A 20288-nucleotide genomic window follows, 5' to 3' on the forward strand; every position below is an offset into this window, starting at 1 on the left:
GGGTTTCGTGTTATGCGCGAAGCCCCTTTGAACGTTTTAGATAATTCCTACTAAAACCTAAAAATGTCGCAAAGAAGGGATATATAGGGAAATTAGGTGAATTCAGTACGTAATTGCCCGTGGGTATCTTTGAAAGGGCTGGATCTTGCGTAATTCGTAAATATGACTAAAACTTCATTTGACCCGCTCCCGTCCGAGGAATAAACTATCTTTGTGTTTACCTTGGGGTGGGGGAGAATTAGAGATGTTGTTCTATCAATCAGCGTTTTATTTGGTTATAGGCCTGCTTGTTCTGGGAGGCTTATTTTCTTTGGCTGCGCGCAGCAGGGCGCGCTTAAGTGTGGCTCTGGCTTATGCCCTTAGTACAGCAGGGTCATTAGCCGGGATCATTTTCGGAGTATCTGCCTTAATGGGCCGGGTGACGCTGGACGTAAACCTCCAATCCGCGTCAATCCCGGCCCTAGATTTTTCCCTGCATCTCGATGCGCTTTCGGCCTTTTTTATCGTGGTGATTTCCACGATCTCTTTGGCAGTGTCCGTTTTTTCCATAACCTATATGAAAGAGTACATTGGCAAATACGATGTAGGAGTAGTAGGGCTTCTCTATAACTTCTTTATCCTGGCGATGATCTTATTGGTTAGCGGCGGAACCTCGTTTGTGTTCTTGTTCTGCTGGGAATTGATGTCCCTTATTTCCTACTTCTTGGTCGTGTCTGATCATCGGGACGCCAAGGTGAGGCAGGCTGGGTTTATCTATATCGTCATGACCCATATCGGGACTCTGTTTATTATCGCGGCTTTTTTGCTTTTGTACCGGGAAACCGGTAGCTTTAGCTTTGCTAAGGCTGCCGCCCTAGGGCCAACGCTTGCTCCGGCCTTGAAAACGGGGATTTTCTTGCTGGTGACTTTAGGTTTCGGCACCAAAGCGGGGATTATACCCTTGCATATCTGGCTGCCGAAAGCACATCCGGCTGCGCCCAGCAATGTCTCGGCCCTGATGTCCGGGGTGATGCTTAAGACCGCCATTTACGGCTTTGTCCGGGTGGTCGTTCAGATCCTGGGGGGCGGCCCGGTCTGGTGGGGCGTCTTAGTTCTGGCGCTTGGAGCGGTTTCGGCGCTTCTCGGCGTCATGTATGCTTTGATGGAGCATGACATCAAACGGCTCCTGGCGTACCACAGTGTGGAGAATATCGGGATCATTCTGATGGGGATTGGGGCTGCGCTCATCTTCATGGGTTACGGCCTGCCGCAAGTTGGTATGATCGCGCTCGCGGCCGGGCTATTTCACGTGTTCAACCATGCAGTGTTCAAAGCGCTCTTGTTCCTAGGGGCCGGTGCGATTCATTATGCGACCGGAACGCGGGACGTTGAGAAAATGGGAGGGCTGCTGCGCCGGATGCCGTGGACCGGTTTCTTCTTCTTGATCGGTTCGGTCTCGATCTCGGCCTTGCCTCCCTTTAATGGCTTTGTAAGCGAGTGGCTGACCTTTCAGTCCCTCTTAATGCTGGGCTCAGCTCCCGGGAGCACAGCCCTTAAAATCGCCGGACCGGTGTTTGCGGCTTCTCTGGCCTTGACCGGAGCCCTGGCTGCCGCCTGTTTTGTGAAGGCGTTTGGCATCCAGTTTTTGGCCCAGCCGCGAAGCGCCGCCGCTGCAGGGGCTGAAGAAGTGCCTGCAAGCATGAGGGTTGGTATGGCCGTGTTAGCCGTCATTAGTTTTGTAGTCGGGGTATTCCCGGCAAGCATTATCCGGCTCTTAAGCCCGGTGATTGCCGCCTTGGTGGGAGCGGAGAGCGTGCTGCCGGCTCTGGGGAGCTACCGCTGGCTGAGTGTGAGCCTGAGGCTGGACGGCTTCTCAGGTGCAGGGGCAGGCGCGGGCGCCGTGGGCGCAGCTACTACCGGTGCTGCGGCAGCACCTAGTGCCATCGGTTCCGTGGGTGCGCTCTCTCCACTGCTTGTGCTCGGGCTATTAGTTATTGCCATTGCTTTGATCTATCTTATCGCAAAACGCGTTGGGCGCGGGGGGACGGTCCGGGTTGACGAGACCTGGAACTGCGGCATGGAGCTGACACCCCAGATGGAGTATACGGCGACTTCATTCTCCAAACCCATCCGCATTATCTTTCGCCGGATTTTGTTCCCGACGCGGGAGGTTGAGAAGGAATACCTTCTTAAACCTTACTTTACCAGCCGCATTGTGTACAAAGGGGCGATTAAGCCGGTGTTTGAGGATCGGGTCTACCGCCCGCTCACCGGAATTTTTCTCAAGTTCTCGGCCAAGATGCGCTTTTTGCAGTCCGGAAGCATCCATTTGTATGTCGGCTATATCTTCGTAACCCTTGTCGTCTTGCTGATCTTTACCCGATAGGAGGTGCCGGGAATGCTAAAGGCAGTGCTCACTCTCTACCAGGTCTTGCTGCTGATGGCGGCAGCGCCCCTGCTTGTGGGCGTGATTAAAAAGACCAAGGCCTTCTTTCAAGGACGGCGCGGCCCCGGGATATTCCAGCCGTGTTATGATTTGGCCAAGTATATGAACAAAGAATCCGTGGTTTCGGAGCATGCCTCCTGGATCTTTCGGGTCACGCCCTATGTTTACCTAGGTTCGATGCTCGTGATCTCTTTTTTGGTGCCGGTTGTTACAACCGGCGGCAGCGGTGCGTTCACAGGGGATGTGATTCTGATTATTTACCTGCTGGCTCTGGCCCGTTTTTTTCTGGCCATAGCCGGCTTGGACGCCGGAAGCTCATTCGGGGGGATGGCCAGCAGCCGGGAGGCTGCGCTGTCCTCAATCGCTGAACCGGCGCTGGTGCTGCCGCTCTTTACCATGGCGCTGGCGGCCGGGACGACCAACCTCGCGGCAATGGTGGGGAGGGTGGCGCAAGAGGGTTTTAGTGTACTCACCCCGGCTCACCTGATGTCCCTGGGGGCATTATTCGTGGCAGCGATTGCGGAAACCGGGCGGATTCCTGTCGATAATCCCGACACTCACCTGGAATTAACCATGATTCATGAAGGCATGCTGCTCGAATATTCGGGAAAACCCTTGGCTCTGCTGACGTTAGGAGCGGCGCTAAAGCAAATTCTTATTTTTACGTTGCTTGCCAATGTCTTTTTCCCGTGGGGAATCGCCTTGGAGTTAAATTTGGGCTCGCTTGTGCTTGGCACCTTGGTCTTTCTGCTCAAGGTATTCCTGGTGGGCATCATTATGGCCGTTATTGAGACCTCCATGGCTAAGATGAGGCTGTTTAAAGTGCCTGACCTGTTAACCGGCTCCTTTTTGCTGGGACTGCTTGGCTTAATCACGGCATTTCTGCTCAGAGGGTAAATCTTCCCCACAAGGTAAATTCTCAAGAGGCAAATCTTCTCAGGAGGTAAGACGCGTGGCTCTAGGCAATTATCTGGGCGCGGTTAATTTCCTAATCACTTTAATTTTAGGGACATGCTTTGCGGTTTTAGGCTCCCGCCGGATGGAAACTGTGATTAAACTAGCAGTGGCCCAGGCTTTATTACTGGCCGGACTGAGCATAGTACTGGGCTGGGCCACCGGAATCGGGGAGATGTATGTGGCTGCTCTGCTGACGCTGGCGGTTAAAGCAGGAGTGATTCCATATATCCTGACCAAAGTGGTGCGTGGGGTGGGGGTCAGCCGAGAAGTAAACTCCTATGTCAGCCTCAAAATGTCTTTTCTGATTGCGGGCGCGCTCGTCATTGTCTCTTACCTGGCAACCGGACAGATTGTGGGCAGAGGGTCGGGCTTGGTGCATGAAGCCTTGCCCGCTGCTGTGGCCATGATTCTGATGGGGTTGTTCGTGATTATGACCCGCAAGTTGGCAGTGATGCAGATTACCGGTTTTCTTCTGATGGAAAACGGGATTTCCCTGGCGGGGCTTGGCACCACGAACGGCATGCCTTTGGTGGTGGAGCTTGGAATCTTCCTCGATATTTTAATCGGGGTTTTGATCATGGGGGTTTTGGCGTTTCGCATTAACCGCACCTTTGACACGCTCGATACGGAAAATCTGAGGAATTTGCGAGGATGACTACCATGACGCTTGTTTTATCACGAACCTTGTTAGCGGGCATATCTTTGGCCTTATTATCCCTGCCGTTGTTGATTGCTCTTTTAAGCATCTTGGCCAAAGATAAAAAAACCCTTACCTTTATCAATGCCGTGGGCGGGGTGGTGCTTGCCGGAACCGGGCTCATACTGGCTGGCTGGGTTTTTGGCACCGGCCCGCTGGCAGGGCTGCGCGGATTTATTTATATCGATGCTTTAAGCGCTTTTATCATCAGTATTATTGCGGTGGTAGGACTGACCTCGGCCTTATACTCCATCGCTTACACCGGGCGCGAGCTTGCGCAAGGGGAAATTTCTCCCCGGCGCTTGCATTGGTATTATTTTTGGTTTTATATCTTTATTTTTACGATGCTGGCCGTGGTGATGGCCGGGAACCTCGGAATCATGTGGGTGGCAATTGAAGGGACAACCTTGGCTTCTGCCCTCTTGGTAGGGTTTTATGAGAAGAAAACATCGCTGGAAGCAGCCTGGAAATATATTATTATCTGTACGGTCGGGATCATTTTCGCCTTATTTGGCACCATTCTGCTGCATTATGCTGCGGTCTCGGTCACGGGAGAGGGAGGTTCGCTGGATTGGCCGAGCCTGGTGGCCCAGGCCGGGCGCTTAAATCCAAAACTCCTTAAACTGGCGTTTATCTTTGCCCTGGTCGGGTATGGAACCAAGGTGGGGCTGGCGCCGATGCATACCTGGCTCCCGGATGCCCACAGCCAGGCTCCGTCGCCGGTCAGCGCCATGCTCTCCGGAGTCTTGCTCAACTGCGCTCTCTACGGGATCTTGCGCTTTCATTTGATTGTATCCAAGTCGCTGGGGGCTTTTTCCTTCAACCTGTTGCTGGTTTTCGGACTGATTTCGATTGCGGTGGCTTTGCCGTTTATTATGGTCCAGCATGATCTGAAGCGCCTGTTCGCGTATTCAAGCATTGAACATATGGGGATCATCGCGGCCGCGATCGGCCTGGGCAGCCCCCTGGCTCTGTACGGGGCTTTTCTGCACATGCTCAATCACGCCCTGACCAAGTCCTTTCTCTTCTTCGCAGCCGGGAATGTGACCCAGCATTACCGCACGAAAAAGATCGGGAAAATCAAAGGGGCCATCTCGGCTATGCCCGTTTCCGGAACCGCGCTTTTCCTGGGGGCGTTTGCGATTGGCGGGGCTCCTCCTTTTGGGATTTTCACGAGTGAGTTTACTATCTTAAGCGCGGGCTTTGCGGAGGGCAGATACGGGGCGGCCGGTCTGATGCTGGTCTTAATTACCCTGATTTTTGCCGGGATTGTGTATACTGCGGCCAAGGTTGCCCTGGGAGCGCCTCCCGGGCGCATTAAGAAGGCTCTGGCAGATAGGTGGTCGCTCGCTGTGTTTGCCTTTACCTTCGCGCCAATGCTGGTGATGGGAGTTTATATTCCCCCATTTATGGATGGAATCTTGCGCCAGGTCGTTGCTGTGATGGCAGGGGGGAATTAAGTATGGGTAACAACGATACAGGAAATAAGTTTGGAAAGGAAGGTTTTATTGAAACTCTCTTGAAAGTTGTTAATAGCTCTGGCTTACCCGCTCAAGTTGAAATAGCCGGAAATGAAGTCCATTTGGCGATTCCGAAGGAGAAAGTCGCTGAGTTGGGTGCACACCTCTGCCGGGAGCAGGGGTTTGAGTTAATTCAGCTTCTGGGGAACGATGAGCGGGAGATTAACGGGCATTTTGCCCTGTATTATGTGTTTGCCCAGAATCATGAAGGACTGGTGGCGCTAGTGAAAATCGTGGTGCCGGAGGGAGAGCCGTCTTTTCCTTCCTTGACCCCGGTGGTGCCTGCGGCTCATTGGTATGAGCGGGAAATCCGGGACTTCTTCGGGCTGGAGCCGAAGGGGCATCCGGATATCCGCCGCCTGGCCCTGCATAAAGATTGGCCCAAAGGGCTTTTTCCCCTGCGCAAGGACTTCAAGCTTCGGACGGAAGTGCCGCGCACCGGCGGCAAGTTCACGTTCAGCCGGGTAGAAGGGGAAGGGGTGATGCAAATCCCTGTAGGCCCGATCCATGCCGGGATAATTGAACCCGGGCATTTCCGCTTTAGTGCTGTAGGGGAAAATGTACTCAATCTGGAGGCCCGCTTTTTCTATACCCACCGGGGCATGGAGAAAACGGCGGAGGGCAAAACCCCCCGCCAGGGAGTGCTGCTAGCCGAGCGCATCTGCGGAGCCTGCTCTTTCTCGCATTCCAGCGCCTATTGCCTGGCTGTGGAGAAATTGTCCGGAACGGTTATCCCCAGGCGGGCGGAGTTTATCCGGACGGTTGGCCTGGAGCTGGAGCGCCTCTATAACCATATCGGCGATGTCGGGAATATCTGCGCCGGGGTAGGCTTTGCTTTCGGCACCATGCACGGGGCCAGGCTCAAAGAGGAGATGCAGCACCTGAATGAGACGGTCTTTGGCAGCCGCTTTCTGCGCGGAATTAACACTCCCGGCGGGGTCAGGCGTGATCTCAAAGCGGAAGATGCCCGCCTGATCTTGGATACCTTAGAGCGGGTAGAAAGAGAATTCCGGGAGCTAACGGAGATTCTCCTGACCACGGAATCTTACCTGGACCGGGTTCAGGGCACAGGGATTCTACGCCCGGAGATTGCGCGCGCTCTGCACGCCGTGGGCCCGGCAGCCAGGGCCGCTGGGATTGGGCGGGATGCGCGGCGCGATCTGCCCCATTTAGTATATCAAAGCCTGGAGTTTAAGGTTCCCGTATATGCGGAGGGGGACGTATTGTCCCGGGTGAAAGTGCGTATAGACGAGACCTTTGAGTCCATCGGGCTGATCAGGCAGGCGTTGAAGCTGATGCCGCCCGGAGAGCTGCGGGTCCTCCTGGGAGAACTGCCCCCATACGGATATGCCGTTGGGATTACCGAATCGGCCCGGGGTGAGAACGTGCACTTTGTCATGGCCGGGCCGGACGGTACGGTTTTCAGGCATATGGTGCGTTCCGCTTCCTACTGCAATTGGGCGGTGGTTCCGTCGACCGTGCCGGGCAATATCGTGCCCGATTTTCCTCTGATTAATAAAAGCTTTGAACTTTGCTACTCGTGTTTGGACCGCTAAGGAGGCATATGAGATGCTCAGGTTATTTCAAAAGAGCATAAAGACAGGGATCGTTACCACATCCTACCCGGAGCAGCCGGATTTCCCGGCGGAAGGTTTCCGGGGCTTGCCGGCGCGGGCGCAGGAGAAGTGCCACCAGTGCGGCAACTGTGCCGAGGTTTGCCTGAGCGGGGCGATAACTGTGAGGCAGGGTGATTCAAATACTTCCGGTGTATTTTGGACGCTTGATCCCAAGCGCTGCCTTTTTTGCGGGTATTGTGCCGAGGACTGCCCGAGCGGAGCGATCACCATGGGCAGGGAATTTGAGTTGGCAGAGAGGGCGGAAATGCCAGAGCTTGCTGACGGTGTTAAGTCCGAATCAGATAATGTAAAGAAGATTTTCGGCCGCTCCGTGCACATTCGCCATCTGGATGCCGGCTCCTGCAACGGGTGTGATTGGGAAATGACAACCCTGACCGGCCCGGTTTACGATGTGCAGCGCCTGGGCTTTGATTTTGTGGCTTCTCCCCGCCATGCGGATATCTTAATGGTAACCGGCCCGGTGACCAGAAATCTGGAAATCGCCGCCCTTAAAACATACCGGGCGACACCGGCACCGAAGCTAGTGGTCGCCGTGGGCACGTGTGCTTGCAGCGGCGGAATCTGCGGCAAGAATTATACCAGCGCGGGCGGGGTCAATCAGATCCTGCCGGTGGATGTATATATTCCCGGCTGCCCGCCCCGTCCCCAGGCATTGATTCGGGGATTGCTCAAGGCCGTGGGGCGCTAAACTACAGTTAGCTTCAATTTCAGAAGGTGTCTTATTGATTTAACTTCTGCAACATTTTGTGAGGTACAGAATTTATCCGATTCAATAACGTTCCATCTAAATCGAGAATAAGTCCTTGTAATTTCATACTGAACGCTCCTTTATTGATTCAGCTAGCGGTGTTAGATAACTTAAAATCTATGCCCAATGCCTTTTGATAATTGATGAACAATTAGCTGGTTTAAACTAATATTTTCATCTTTGGCCATCTGTGAAAGAGTACGGTGTAACGATTTAGGCATTCTAACCCTCAATTGCCCCGAAAATTCATCAGTTGTAGGTTCAGGGATAGTTCTTCCTAGTTCTAAACTAGTTTCAATCCATTCCCTTTTCGCACTGTTAAGATTTTCAACCGCTTCTTCCACGGATTCACCGTCTGCCATACACCCAGGTAATAAAGGTATTTCGGCGAACCACCCGCTGCCTTACAAGCCGATTTCATATGACGTCTCGAGTATTGCCGACGCGTCCCAACGACTTGCATCTCTGCAAAGTGTTGGGAATACGCCAATTAGCTGAAGTGTTCCCGTTCTTTTCAAATTATCTCCTCGAGATTATATCGCTTCATATTGAATAATATCCTTGAGATTCACAGAGAAGCCATTCAATTGTTTGCCGGAAGTTTCGAATTCTACAGAGATACGGAGAGCAAAATTAAAAGCATTCTTGACCAGCAATACCCTCATTTCGGTTATGATAAATATCCAACTCTCTTTCAGATAGCTGCGATGCTTTGGTACTTTTTTACCAAAAACCACTGTTTCGTGGATGGCAATAAAAGAGTTGGTTTTTATGCGGCGGCAATCCTCTTAAAGATTAATGGTTATTCGGATCAAGTGAATGACGATGAAGCCTATGACAAAGCAATTCAGATAACGTGTTCACAACTAACCGGTAAGGATATAGATAATAATATTTATGAACTTTCAGAGTGGCTAAAAATGCGATTCACTTGAATTAAGCAGATCTTGTTCCTAAGGATCTGTTTTTCTTTTACCCCTAACCTCTAAAGCTAGCATGCAAGGAACATTTCAGCTAACGTTGTGTGTATTACCGACGCGACCCAACCGCATTCATCTATGCTAAGTGTCGGTAATACGCTGTTAGACGATGGCCACCCTTCTTAAGAAAATAGCACTGAATTATACCAATGCTTCAGTGCCTAAGTTAGAAGCTTTTCTAATTGGGGTTTTAATCTCGGTAATTCACGGACAACTACATTCCAGACAGTTCTTAAGTCCACACCCATATAATTGTGAATCAAGATATCTCTCAAACCTGCCATTTCTCTCCATGGAATATCCGGATTTTGATCCCTAAAATTTCCCGATAACCGTTTCGTGGCTTCACCAATTATTTCAAGATTCCTTATTACTCCATCTTGGACAAGACTGGATGTCATAAAATCTTCTTCTCCATTCGAAGTATACTTTTCAATTTTAAGAATACACTCCAGGATATTTTGTAAATAAACTTTATCTTCCTTCACAGTTCTTGCGCCTCCCCGATTATTGATTTCTCGAGAGTCCAATGAACTGAGGTCGGAGTGACTATATCAACATTTCTACCAAGAACACCTTCAAGAGATTGCTTTAGTGCTATCAAGTCAAACAGCGAACACTCTTTGTCACACTCAACCAAAAAGTCTATATCACTATTTGGAGACTCCTCACCCCTAACGACAGAGCCAAATATCTTAACATTCTTAACCCTGTGGCGTGACGCAAGCTCTAGTATTTCAGAACGTCTATCCCTAATTTGAGCTAAGATGCTCATGAGAATCACCTCCAGAATTATTATACCTTATTTTTACAATACCGGAAAGACAAGCTTGCAAGTGGCTGTCGTCTAACGTCTTTTTCCCGACACGTGTCGTAAATACTCAGTTGTAAAGCTGTATTTACGACTCCGGTGTCGGGAATATCTACTTTAGTAGCTATTCTACATCGCTAGGATTTCTCTCGCTTTATCCACGATCTCGTCTGGGTTGAAGGGCTTGGTCATGTAGAGATTGGCCCCGACTTCCTGGCCTTTTTGTTTGTCGAATTCGTTCATTTTCGGCATCATAACATCGAGAAAGACATCGCCTTGAAAAAAAGCTTCAACTACTCCCGAGTCAAATTGGGCACCGGCATTAATTTAACATATTTATTCTTGATGCCATTTCATGATTCCTGCCCAAAAATGGGAGTTATTTTAACTGATTGAAGATTGAGTATTTTTGCATTGGTAAAATACTTTTGTTGCTCAATAAAGGGGCCGAAAATTATGGAGGTTTTAGAAAAAACACAGGATTAAACTGTATGGAATAATATGGTATGAAGGGGGGTGCGGGAATGGGTCAGCGGGATGAATTGAAGGGTCAATACCCACCTCATATTTGGTATCCGCCACAACAGTACCCTATAAATTCACCTTTTGTCGGGGAAGGGAAGGGAGCCTTCAACTCCTCTAAGCCTTTCCTAAAACCTGAGCATGAGTCTGCGCGACCTACGGAACGTGATATTGTGAGTGCTGATATTTGGCCTTTATTGCCCTCCGCTGTTGGGGCCGGAGTAGCGATTTTATTGCTGCTTATGGCAAACCATAAGCAATGGAAGGATGAGAGCGATAAAGGGAGTAAAGGATATTCTGAGCCTCAGGATACTCCGGTCGGGTCGGCAGTCGTCGTCATTTATTCAATTATTGCAACGGCAGGAGTGTCATACTATGTGTTCAGGGTGTTGACAGCTAACGACGGGCATATGATTACAGCATTTATTCCGGTTGTCTCGGCCATTACTCTATTAATGATTTATTTTGCAGTTGCTTATGACCTCGAATATCACATGGTTCCGGGAAGCTTTACGGGAGAGCATATTGGAGATGACATCGTCACCGAATTATTTACCTTTGTTTATTTTAGTGTTACGACCTTTGCTACAGCAAGCATGGGAGACTTCTCGCCAATCAGTAATGCCTCAAGAATGCTTGTAACTCTTGAAGTCTTGTTCTTTGTATATATCTTTACAATGGGAATTGTCTTTTTTGCCGATTCCTAAGAGTGAGGAATTAACAATTTAATGATTACTACCCAAAAATAGGGAGAGGAGGGTTAGCTGCCCCCCTCTGATTTTACTAGTGCTTATATTGAGGTTCTTGCTCCTCTGTATACTTCTGCCTTCCCTGCAATGTTGCAAGGGCATCGTCAAAAGTCTGGGCCAGCTGCTGGAATGTTTGCTTTGCTGTTTGGTCTTGAGTTTCCAACGCAAAGGTTTTCATAGTAGCTGCCGCACTTTGCACGGTGGCTATCGCTTTGGACATCTGTGTTCCTACGGTCATTTTCTCACCTCCCTTCGCCAAGCCGGCTTAGCCTTTCGGTCGAAATACCAGGGCCGATAGGAAGCCAAAAATGATCGCTGCCGAAATACCCGCACTGGTAATCTGGAATATTCCTGTTAATACCCCGATCAGCCCTGTCTTTTCTGCCTCCTGCAAAGCCCCTTTCACTAATTGGTTGCCAAAGCTGCTTATAGGTACGGAAGCCCCGGCCCCGGCAAACTTGACAAGTTTATCGTAAAGCCCAAGCCCCCCAAGGATTGATCCGGCAACCACCAGCGTACTCATGGTATGGGCCGGTGTGAGCTTTAATCCGTCCATAAGAAGCTGCCCGATCACACAGATCAAGCCGCCGATAATAAAAGCCCAAATGAATTTTTCCAAAGAAAAAGCCTCCTTACATTTCTATTGCTACGGCATGGGCAATACAGGGTATGGTTTCTTTTTGCTGGTATGACATGGGTGAAAGCAAGGCTCCTGTGGCTACAACCAAAATCTTTTTTAATTCTCCTTTACGCATACGCTTGAAAAAGTGTCCGTAGGTTGTGGTTGCGGCGCAGGCGCAGCCGCTGCCACCGGCCAAGACCGGCTGGGTATCCTTATAGATCAGCATGCCGCAGTCCGTCAGCTTCTCTTCAGGGATATCAATCCCGTGCTTAGCAAGCAAATCCGCGGCAATCCTGTATCCTATCTTGCCCAAATCTCCGGTGGCAATCAAATCATAATCTGCGGCGGAGACATTCAAATCCCTAAAATGTGCCTCTAAGGTATCAACGGCTGCCGGCGCCATGGCGGCCCCCATGTTAAATGGGTCGGAAAGCCCCATATCCACGACCCGTCCGATGGTGGCACTGGTTACTCTGGGTCCTTGGCCTTGTTGGGCCACGACTACGGCTCCCGCTCCTGTGACAGTCCATTGAGCGGTCGGAGGTTTTTGGGCTCCGTACTCCGTAGGATAGCGGTACTGTTTTTCTGAGGCCGCGTTATGGCTTGAGGTTGCGGCAAGGGCAAGCTTGGCAAAGCGGCTGTCAACCATTAAGGATGCCAGGGTCAATCCCTCCATCGAACTGGAACAGGCCCCATAAAGCCCAAAATAAGGGATGCCCAGCGTTCTGGCTGTGAAACTGCTGGAAATGATTTGGTTGATCAAATCACCGCTCAGAAAAACCTGGATATCTTCTTTCTTAACGCCCGCCTTTTTTATAGCTGTTTCACAGGCCTGCTCCAACAGTTTCTTTTCGGCCTTTTCGTAGCTGTCCTGTCCCAGCCATAAATCATCATGGAGAAGGTCAAAGTCTGCCGCCAAATTCCCCTGGGCCTCAAAGGGGCCGCCGATGGAGGCTGACCCGATAATAACCGGCTTATTTTCAAAAAGCCATGACTGTTGGCCTTGCAGCATTTAGACACCACCTAACATCTTAATTATCACGACCACCGTTGCCACCGCAAAGGCTGAGAAAACACCGTACACGATCACTGGCCCCGCCAACTTAAACATATTGCCCCCGACGCCCAAGACATAGCCCTCGCTTTTATGCTCCAAAGCCGCCGAAGCAATGGTATTGGCAAATCCCGTCACAGGAACGGCGGTCCCGGCCCCGGCCCATTGCGCGATATGATCGTAAAATCCAAGGCTTGTAAAAAGAATGGAAATAAAGATCAAGACGGCTACCGTCGGATTTCCTGCTGTCTTTTCGTCAAAATTAAAGTAAGTCATAAAAAACCACATAAGTCCCTGCCCCATGGTACTGATAATTCCACCTACTAAAAATGCCCTGAAACAGTTCCTTAAGATGGGGCGTTTCGGCTCCCTGGCGTGAGCAAAATCCTGGTATTGCTGCTGGATGGGAGTCAACTTTTTTCTCTTTTTGCTTGACATCTAAATTCACCTTCTATCGCAATAAGTAGGGATTTAGTTTATCCATTAACAGTTTAAGCTTTTGGGCATTTTTCTTATACATCGCTTTGGCATTCTTATCATTCGTTTCTAAAGCAAAGGTTTCAAGGCTTGCCTGAGCTTTTTCAAGATTGGCATAGATCATTTCCTTAACTTTCGGCTGGGGCAGCTCTATGGCATCATCGAAAAGATCCAGATAGAGGTCGCCTGACGAATCCACCTGTCCCAAAAAAACATTGTCCAAGGATACCCCCATGTTTTCTAATTGAATGCGCAGCCACTCTTTATTTAATCCTAAAGAAGCCAAAGGCTCATTTAAAACATTTCCGTCTAAGATCACTGTTTGCGGTTCGGCCTGGGGTGCGGTCTTTACTCCTAAATCATGGGCTGTAACAGGCTTTTTGCCGGATTTTAAGAAAGCATTGATTTCTCCGGTGGTTTCCATGACGGCAAACTCCACATCCGCCAGGTTAAAAGCATTTTTACTGCGAAGCTCTCTTAAGAGTTCCTCCCCCGTAAGCCTTGTTTGCATAAGGCCCTCTTCCATAATTTTTCCGTGCTTGATGAGTACTCTTTCCTTGCCGTTTATGAGGTCGTGAAAACGCTTGCTCTTTAAAGACAAGTAATCGAGGGCGATTGGAAACAGCACCCACACGCCCAAAGCGATCAAGCCGAACGCCACTTCTTTGATTACATTGAGAGAAATCAAGGCGGCGATAAGGGCAATGACCTGATAGCTTATGAACCGATAAGGAGGGATACGCGTCAGGTTTCTTTTCCCCAAAATTTGTGCAACTGCCACGACCACAATAAATAAGGCGATTGAACGATACAATATTTGCACCCACATCGGCATCTTGATTTTCCCCCAATTAATTCCCTTTATATTGCGGTTCTTGATATTCTAAGACCTGCAACCTTTTTTCCAGGTCGTTGATCACGGCTGAAGTCGTTTCCAGAGCTTCTTGAAAAACTGACACGGTTTCTTCATCCTGAGTTTGTGTAGAATATATTCGCAAGGTGCCTTGAACACCTTTCAAACTTGCCAGCGTTTGTTTTACCTGGGAAGCTACAGTCATATACAAAATACCCCCTTTATTCTTGTACTAGTTTGACTAGTATTCTAGATTTAATTCATTGGAGGTAAATCTAAAATATGGTCAACATTATTTGATAAATTGTTTACATAAACTTGGCCTTTGTTGAAAAACTAATATCGGATGTTTTAAGTGAAATATTCAATCATATCTTCAGTTTTTGGAGGTTAGAACGTGTCAATTACTTATGTTGTAATTATCCGGTCGGTTCTTTCTTTTTTCGCCTTGATCTTCTTTATCCGGTTAATCGGCAAGCAGCAGGTTGCCCAACTCACCTTTTTTGATTATGTAGTGGGTATTACAATCGGGTCTATCGCTGCCACCCTTTCGGTGCAAGTCAACGAAAATACGCTGGCCACTCTTGTAGGCATGATTACCTGGACGGTATTGGCTATTTTATTGGCAGTTATAAGCATGCATAACGTATGGATACGGAAAGTAGTGTCCGGAGAAGCCACCGTTGTCATCCAAAACGGGAGAATCCTTGAACAAAACCTGAAACGGATTCGGATTCCGATCGATGAACTGATTTCTGAGCTTAGAACCCAGGGTGTGTTTAATATAGCGGATGTTGAGTTCGCCTTGTTTGAGCCTGGCGGCAAAATCAGTGTTCAAAAGAATTCCCAGAAGCAGCCGGTAACCCCTAACGACTTACATATGCCTACCCAGTATGACGGGCTGCCCACAAACCTGGTGATGGACGGTGTGGTTCTGGTTGATGCCCTGCGTTCCCTAAAACTAACCAAAGCCTGGCTTCAGCATCAATTACAAAAGCAAAACGTGCAGAATATAGAAGAAGTTTCCCTGGCCCAGTTAGATACAAAGGGAAATCTCTATGTGGATTTAATAGGTGATAAACCGTACTACGTCATTCCTACCAAAGAATAAAAGCATGGGAGGGATCCCTTTTGATTAAGAGGATTTTCCTGGCACTTTTACTGGCTGCCATATTATTCAGTACATGTGCCTGTGACCCGGTAAAAAAACCCCTTGATAATCGAAGCGGTTTTTCAAAGTACTTGAAACAAACAGAGGACTATATACGAAGCGAAGACTGGGGAAACGCCAAGAGCAGCCTCGAAAATTCAGAAAAGGCGTGGAAACAAATAAAGCCTATACTCCAAGTGGATATAGACCATGATTATGTAAATGATATCGAAGGCGATTTTGTAAAGTTGGAAGGATATATTGATACTCAGGAAAAACCGGACTCTCTGGTAGCGATTCTTAGCATCCAGGACTCATGGGAAAATATCGACTCTCTTTAGCAAAAAAGATAAAACCTTTTACTCTTAATAGAACGGAAGGTGCCTTGCTGAAAAGCAGCGGGCACCTTTTTTATTTAAATTTAGCTCAGATTAACCCTATAATCACTCAAAAGTTTGCAAACTTCTTCTGTACTCATAGATCAACTCCTTAAATTCTTGAGAAGTCGCTCCTCGCCCCAACATCATCTGTGCTTTTTCAAAAAGATGTTTGTGTACATCTTCTCTACTACCCAAAAAACTAATCATCTGTTTAAGGCTAGGATCATTTGTCATTGTAAAATGCAGGTTGTACAAAGCTCGTGCCCGAATTTCTGCCTCCGCATCTGCTTGTAACATGGCTATTGGGTCCAGGCTTTGGTCGACATAGCTCATGTTCCAAGAAATTCCTTGTGAATTCACATAACTTAGCGGAGGTCCTCCAAGTTTATTGATGGCTACTGCAATCATTTCCATGTGACTCGTTTCTTCGGCGGCAATTAACCCTAAAAGCTCCCGAACATAATGATTTGGCATATTAGAGCGATGGTTTAGGTACTGAGTAGCAGCCGAATATTCACTGTCTTTTCCGCCATAGTGTTCCATCATTATTTGACCGAACTTAGGGTCTGGGTATTCTACACGAACTGGAAATAGTAACCGAGGATGATAACTAAACACCTTTTATTCCTCCTTCTGACGAAATTAACTCTTAACATCATAATATGGGCTTTCAAGTTATCGGTCCCCTGGCTGCTAAAATAAAAAAGCCGGAATTGATTTATGTCCTGACGTCAAGTTTCCTGTACCTGGGGATCTTGCCAAGTCAAGATATTTACATGAGGACAAAGATTGCACTTTGTCAGATGTTCCATGGGAATAATCACTCGTTGTTCCAGTTGATGGCCGTTCAACAGTTTAACGTATCCTGGCTCCATGTTTTCACCGTTTCCCAGAAAAGTTTTATAAGGATGACTTTCACCACTAGACAGTTCCATTATCGGAGTGTTGCAGTAAATAATATCTCGTAATATAAACCTTTCTTAAATTGTGTTAGGAATTCTGTTTTAAAGTCTTTAATTTCAAATAGTTTGATGTAAGAGTCATAATCTCGAATAAAGCTGCCATTATCACATACTTTCATCACGGAGTTAGAAAGAAAAGATTTTTTCCGCAGGCAGGGTTCCAAGACAACAACTTTCCCATAAGGCTTGAGGATTGGGGTGGTTCGCTTATCATTCCTAAGTGGATAATTTAACCTGCCTAGTATTCTAAAAATCACCAAGTTTCGTTTGCTTATAAAAAGTAATTTTTTTACAAATCCTATTTACGAATTTTTCCCAAGGAAGGGTTTATAAGGACTGTTAGATATATTTAAGAGGAAAATGTCTAAGGAAAATGGCTCTGGTCAAGGTGTTGAAATGATAAAACATCTGCAGTTGGTCGCAAACATCATAATCAGAATATACTATTAATAGTTTATCGTGCTAACTGTGGAACATATATGGGGTGGTATTAGTGTATTTCACGGACGATCACCACGCTGAAATTTTTCTTCGATTGGTAGCAAATAACTGCAAAGAGCGACATACTGACTATTGGGCCGCCTATTACTTACTGACGTGCAAGCACGATATTAGAGTAAAGACCCTGGAACACATTGGCCGATTCATCGACTGGTTAGGTATACTTAATGAGGATTTTTCAGAGGAATATCAACAATTTGTGCAATCCGCATTTATTATATTCAGCAATCCTGCCGATGAACTACCGGAATTAGTTGGCAGTATAGATAACGAATACCGTGAAGTCATGACACAGGCAGTCAATATCCGCAAAAACGGTATGCGTCCAGTACCTGTTAAGTGACGGTTATCGATGCGGACTTTGGTAATGGTCGTTTAAATACAGGATATCGGATAGAGCGAAAGGTGCCTTGCTGAAAGCAGCAGGCACCTTTAATACATAATAATTTATACTTTGCGGTTTGTGCTCTGGAAAAATTCCCGCGTGAGCGTTCCAATAAGTCAACAAATGCTTCTAAACGGGTTTGAACACCGGCATATTTGGTGCCCGAATTTCTGCCTTCGCATCTGCTTGTAACAGCATATTAGAGCGATGGTTTAGGTTAAAATAGGCTGCTATGAAGAACACTAATAAAGTTTCAAATACTTTTTACACTATAAAGTAGTACGTGAAGAAAGAGGAGATTAAGCTTGAAGAAGATTTTATTCTTACCTTTCTTAAATATACCCACAGGCCATCACTCGGTGGCCAATGCCTTAATTAGTTCTCTTAAAAAACGGATTCAAGGAGAATTTGTATGTATTGACTTCCTGAGCTATTTTAGCCCCCGACTGGAAAGAGCCGTTACTAAGCTCTATTTGAACTGGATTAGTCACTCTCCAACAACCTACAATTGGGCTTATGATTACTTCGCTTACCCGTCAAGCAGTACAAAATATATGCGAGTATATGAAAGCTTGTTCCTAACAAAGATGCAACGGCTGCTGTCAGAAGAGCAGCCTGACCTAATCGTTTGCACGCAAGCTTATCCTTCTCTTTTGATTTCGTGCCTAAAAGTTCAGGGGAAAATTAACACCCCTGTCATTAACGTTTATACCGATTTTTTTATCAATAGCATTTGGGGACGCAGGGGAATCGATTACCATTTTGTTGCGGATGTTCCGTTAAAAAACGAGTTAGTAGAAAAATATGGAGTACCCAAGCACCAGGTATTTATAACCGGTATTCCAGTCGATGAGTGGTTAGTTCCCATGGCAAGACAGCAAAAATTATCCCCGCCTTACCATCTCCTGGTAGCCGGTGGAAATAACGGGTTAGGAGATGTGAACGAGCTTTTACAAGCCTTAAAAAACTCTCCTGATTTTTATTGTACGGTTCTCTGCGGTAAGAATAAAAGGCTTTTTAGAGAAATCAAGTCTTGGCAAATTAAAAACATTTATCCACTGTCTTATATTGCATCGAAGAGAGAAATGGCTACCTTATATGACCAAGCCGAGGCGATTGTAACTAAACCTGGTGGTGTAACAATAAGCGAAGCCCTCAGGAAGAGGATTCCGATTTTTGTTTATTCCGCTCTACCTGGACAAGAACAATTTAATCAGCAATACCTTAGTACTCGAGGTTTAGTTTTTCCCATTACTCAGGAATACCCTGTGCAAGAACAATTACTGAGTATTTTAAGTGACAACATTAAGCAGGCGAACTGGCGGAAACGGGTAGATAGTTACTTTGATAGGCTAGAAAGGAGTGCCTGGGAAAAAATCATGGAAATTTCAGACAAAAATCAATTAGGATATGAAAAACCCCTCCCGAATAGTGTTATTTGATTTTCCATCCCACTGTATTCAGGAAGGGGAAAGTTCATTCTGTATTAAGAATTAGCGGAGCCGTATATAAAAAACCTTGCAAATAAAAATGGGCGAGCACCCGAAATAAGTCTATGTTAGCTTATGTGCCGGGTGCTCTGTAGTGGTTTGTCAACTCCGGCAAAGGCCACTACTAATATAATATGTGCGCATAGAATAAGTTTTATGACTGCAATTTAATGGAAAATATCGCATTATTTTGTGCCGAAAGGTAACTTACATGAAAAGAGTTAATACCGGGGATATTATCGTTTGAATTAGGAGGTTGTTAACAGATGAAGCGGTAGGAGGTAAGTTATTAGATGGGAGTCCCTATGAGGAACCTATTGTTTTTAGTGAGTGTTTTTATGCTGCTGTGGTTCATAAGTTACAGTTTTCTAAATTACTCCAATTTGGGGATGCCGGTTAAGCAACAACCGGAACAGTCTCTAATAGAGCCGGGTCCGGTTTCAGAAATACAACCAGGAGACATTCTTTTAATCCGTGGGAATACTTTGGTAGATAAAATCATCAAGTTAGTCACACGAAGCCCTTATAGCCATGTCGTAGGTGTAGTTAATCATAATCAAGTAGTAGAAATTCTTCCTTTTTCGACAACAAGAGTTAAAAAAATACAGGACTATACCGGATGTGCTGACGTGTTTACTTGTGAACGATTATCCAACAATGACCGAACCAAGATTGTTAGCTATGTGAATGGGAAGATCGGGACATCATACGATTATTCCTTGATAATCTGGGAAGCCTCACGCTACTTTTTTAACTGGGTATGGCCCTACGAGACCAGGGACAGTAGCATTTGCTCAACCCTTTGGTCAGAAGCCTACCGCAAGGCCGGAATTGAATTATGTCCTGACGTTAAGTTCCCTGTACCGGGGGATCTTGCAAAGTCAAGATATTTACATAAAGTCAGAGGCTATTAGATCGACCTTAGAAGTTTTAGAACTAATCTTTGGGCAAATGCTAAAGCGACTCATAAAATAAGTCTATTTACACATACTATTTTTGAATTTTTGCAAAGGAGGGGTTTCTTTGACTGTTCAACAAGACTTACAAAAAGCTATTGCTGCCGCCCAATCCGCTCTCGGCACCTATGCAACGTTCGCCCAATCGACCCAAGATCAAACCGCTAAACAAATGTTTCAGGAGTTATCTCAAGATGCACAGCGTCATATCGAGGTACTTAACGGCCGCCTACAATATCTCAATCAGAATAATTCAATGAATCAACAAACAACAACCTAATTGTAGATATCCGTAGCATTCGATTCCTTGATGTGAGCTACATGGAAATAATTTTTCTGAACGGAAGAAGCGTACATGATTTGAAGGATGTGCGCTTTTTCTGTTAAATTTTCTACTCATTCCTGACCAAGA

23 protein-coding genes and 1 pseudogene are annotated in these 20288 nt (G+C 46.9%); 14 read left to right on the top strand and 10 right to left on the bottom strand.

All coding sequences use genetic code 11. The features are described 5' to 3' along the window. Positions 1 to 244 precede the first annotated feature (244 nt). From J0X21_RS06160 to nuoB, 6 genes are read left to right on the top strand one after another with little or no spacing between them, the layout of a single operon-like run. Positions 245 to 2365, top strand: a complete 2121-nt coding sequence (locus J0X21_RS06160) for a proton-conducting transporter transmembrane domain-containing protein (RefSeq protein WP_206811305.1) — start codon at positions 245 to 247, stop codon at positions 2363 to 2365. Between the two features lie 12 nt (positions 2366 to 2377). Continuing rightward, entirely contained in the window at positions 2378 to 3322 is a 945-nt protein-coding gene (locus J0X21_RS06165) for a respiratory chain complex I subunit 1 family protein (RefSeq protein ID WP_206811306.1), read from the top strand. Positions 3323 to 3377: 55 nt separating this feature from the next. Further along, a complete protein-coding gene (locus tag J0X21_RS06170) occupies positions 3378 to 4037 on the top strand; it encodes a hydrogenase (protein ID WP_206811307.1) in 660 nt (219 codons plus the stop codon). Positions 4038 to 4042: 5 nt separating this feature from the next. Beyond that, the gene (locus J0X21_RS06175) at positions 4043 to 5539 is read left to right on the top strand and encodes a hydrogenase 4 subunit F (protein ID WP_209011312.1); all 1497 of its coding nucleotides are present in this window, start codon (positions 4043 to 4045) and stop codon (positions 5537 to 5539) included. A 2-nt stretch (positions 5540 to 5541) separates the two neighbouring features. Continuing rightward, entirely contained in the window at positions 5542 to 7155 is a 1614-nt protein-coding gene (locus tag J0X21_RS06180; protein ID WP_206811308.1) for a hydrogenase large subunit, read from the top strand. 13 nt (positions 7156 to 7168) lie between these two features. Continuing rightward, positions 7169 to 7924 (top strand): NADH-quinone oxidoreductase subunit NuoB, encoded by a 756-nt coding sequence (gene nuoB, locus J0X21_RS06185; protein WP_206811309.1) that lies wholly within the window; start codon positions 7169 to 7171, stop codon positions 7922 to 7924. 170 nt (positions 7925 to 8094) lie between these two features. Here nuoB and J0X21_RS06190 read toward each other — a convergent pair. Beyond that, a pseudogene (locus J0X21_RS06190) lies at positions 8095 to 8388 on the bottom strand (toxin-antitoxin system HicB family antitoxin); the annotation flags it as partial. Positions 8389 to 8532: 144 nt separating this feature from the next. Between J0X21_RS06190 and J0X21_RS06195 the strand changes: the two are divergent. After that, entirely contained in the window at positions 8533 to 8919 is a 387-nt protein-coding gene (locus J0X21_RS06195) for a type II toxin-antitoxin system death-on-curing family toxin (protein ID WP_209011313.1), read from the top strand. Between the two features lie 206 nt (positions 8920 to 9125). On the opposite strand, the gene J0X21_RS06200 is transcribed toward J0X21_RS06195, so the two are convergent. Together J0X21_RS06200 and J0X21_RS06205 are read right to left on the bottom strand one after the other, a co-directional pair. After that, positions 9126 to 9452 carry a HepT-like ribonuclease domain-containing protein gene (locus J0X21_RS06200; protein ID WP_206811310.1) on the bottom strand — a complete coding sequence of 109 codons (327 nt, stop codon included), beginning with the start codon at positions 9450 to 9452 and terminating at the stop codon, positions 9126 to 9128. After that, positions 9449 to 9739: a nucleotidyltransferase family protein gene (locus tag J0X21_RS06205; protein ID WP_206811311.1), complete on the bottom strand. Its 291-nt coding sequence runs from the start codon at positions 9737 to 9739 to the stop codon at positions 9449 to 9451. Before J0X21_RS06205 ends, J0X21_RS06200 begins: the two co-directional genes overlap by 4 nt. Positions 9740 to 10299: 560 nt before the next feature. On the opposite strand from J0X21_RS06205, the gene J0X21_RS06210 reads away from it, so the two are divergent. Beyond that, on the top strand, positions 10300 to 11004 hold the full coding sequence (locus J0X21_RS06210) for a two pore domain potassium channel family protein (protein WP_206811312.1): 705 nt from the start codon (positions 10300 to 10302) through the stop codon (positions 11002 to 11004). Positions 11005 to 11080: 76 nt separating this feature from the next. Here the strand turns inward: J0X21_RS06210 and J0X21_RS06215 are convergent, their stop codons facing one another. Genes J0X21_RS06215 through J0X21_RS06240 form a run of 6 tightly spaced genes read right to left on the bottom strand, consistent with a single transcriptional unit; the run spans position 11081 to position 14257 of the window. Continuing rightward, positions 11081 to 11284 (bottom strand): DUF1657 domain-containing protein, encoded by a 204-nt coding sequence (locus J0X21_RS06215; protein ID WP_206811313.1) that lies wholly within the window; start codon positions 11282 to 11284, stop codon positions 11081 to 11083. A 27-nt stretch (positions 11285 to 11311) separates the two neighbouring features. Continuing rightward, complete coding sequence (gene spoVAE / locus J0X21_RS06220) at positions 11312 to 11665, bottom strand: stage V sporulation protein AE (protein WP_206811314.1); 354 nt, start codon at positions 11663 to 11665, stop codon at positions 11312 to 11314. Between the two features lie 13 nt (positions 11666 to 11678). Then, a complete protein-coding gene (spoVAD, locus tag J0X21_RS06225; RefSeq protein WP_206811315.1) occupies positions 11679 to 12680 on the bottom strand; it encodes a stage V sporulation protein AD in 1002 nt (333 codons plus the stop codon). Further along, a complete protein-coding gene (gene spoVAC / locus J0X21_RS06230; RefSeq protein WP_206811316.1) occupies positions 12681 to 13160 on the bottom strand; it encodes a stage V sporulation protein AC in 480 nt (159 codons plus the stop codon). Positions 13161 to 13173: 13 nt separating this feature from the next. Beyond that, positions 13174 to 14034, bottom strand: coding sequence for a DUF421 domain-containing protein (locus tag J0X21_RS06235; protein WP_206811317.1), 861 nt, complete (start codon positions 14032 to 14034; stop codon positions 13174 to 13176). A 16-nt stretch (positions 14035 to 14050) separates the two neighbouring features. After that, positions 14051 to 14257, bottom strand: a complete 207-nt coding sequence (locus J0X21_RS06240; RefSeq protein WP_206811318.1) for a DUF1657 domain-containing protein — start codon at positions 14255 to 14257, stop codon at positions 14051 to 14053. Positions 14258 to 14449: 192 nt separating this feature from the next. Here J0X21_RS06240 and J0X21_RS06245 point away from each other — a divergent pair, with 192 nt between their 5' ends. Together J0X21_RS06245 and J0X21_RS06250 are read left to right on the top strand one after the other, a co-directional pair. After that, positions 14450 to 15163 (top strand): DUF421 domain-containing protein, encoded by a 714-nt coding sequence (locus J0X21_RS06245; RefSeq protein WP_206811319.1) that lies wholly within the window; start codon positions 14450 to 14452, stop codon positions 15161 to 15163. A gap of 20 nt (positions 15164 to 15183) precedes the next feature. Next, positions 15184 to 15543: a DUF4363 family protein gene (locus J0X21_RS06250; protein ID WP_206811320.1), complete on the top strand. Its 360-nt coding sequence runs from the start codon at positions 15184 to 15186 to the stop codon at positions 15541 to 15543. 102 nt (positions 15544 to 15645) lie between these two features. Here the strand turns inward: J0X21_RS06250 and J0X21_RS06255 are convergent, their stop codons facing one another. Then, positions 15646 to 16200: a manganese catalase family protein gene (locus tag J0X21_RS06255; protein ID WP_206811321.1), complete on the bottom strand. Its 555-nt coding sequence runs from the start codon at positions 16198 to 16200 to the stop codon at positions 15646 to 15648. Between the two features lie 837 nt (positions 16201 to 17037). Here J0X21_RS06255 and J0X21_RS06260 point away from each other — a divergent pair. The 4 genes from J0X21_RS06260 to J0X21_RS06275 all read left to right on the top strand — a co-directional run bounded on the left by J0X21_RS06260 (position 17038) and on the right by J0X21_RS06275 (position 20156). After that, positions 17038 to 17388 carry a hypothetical protein gene (locus J0X21_RS06260; protein WP_206811322.1) on the top strand — a complete coding sequence of 117 codons (351 nt, stop codon included), beginning with the start codon at positions 17038 to 17040 and terminating at the stop codon, positions 17386 to 17388. Between the two features lie 347 nt (positions 17389 to 17735). Continuing rightward, on the top strand, positions 17736 to 18872 hold the full coding sequence (locus J0X21_RS06265; RefSeq protein ID WP_206811323.1) for an MGDG synthase family glycosyltransferase: 1137 nt from the start codon (positions 17736 to 17738) through the stop codon (positions 18870 to 18872). Positions 18873 to 19176: 304 nt separating this feature from the next. Beyond that, on the top strand, positions 19177 to 19320 hold the full coding sequence (locus J0X21_RS15620) for a hypothetical protein (RefSeq protein WP_236006092.1): 144 nt from the start codon (positions 19177 to 19179) through the stop codon (positions 19318 to 19320). A gap of 623 nt (positions 19321 to 19943) precedes the next feature. Beyond that, positions 19944 to 20156 carry a DUF1657 domain-containing protein gene (locus tag J0X21_RS06275; RefSeq protein ID WP_206811325.1) on the top strand — a complete coding sequence of 71 codons (213 nt, stop codon included), beginning with the start codon at positions 19944 to 19946 and terminating at the stop codon, positions 20154 to 20156. The last annotated feature ends 132 nt before the right edge of the window (positions 20157 to 20288 follow it).

The sequence above is a fragment of the Paradesulfitobacterium ferrireducens genome (assembly GCF_017310645.1).
In the GTDB taxonomy this organism is placed as follows: Bacteria; Bacillota; Desulfitobacteriia; order Desulfitobacteriales; family Desulfitobacteriaceae; genus Paradesulfitobacterium; species Paradesulfitobacterium ferrireducens.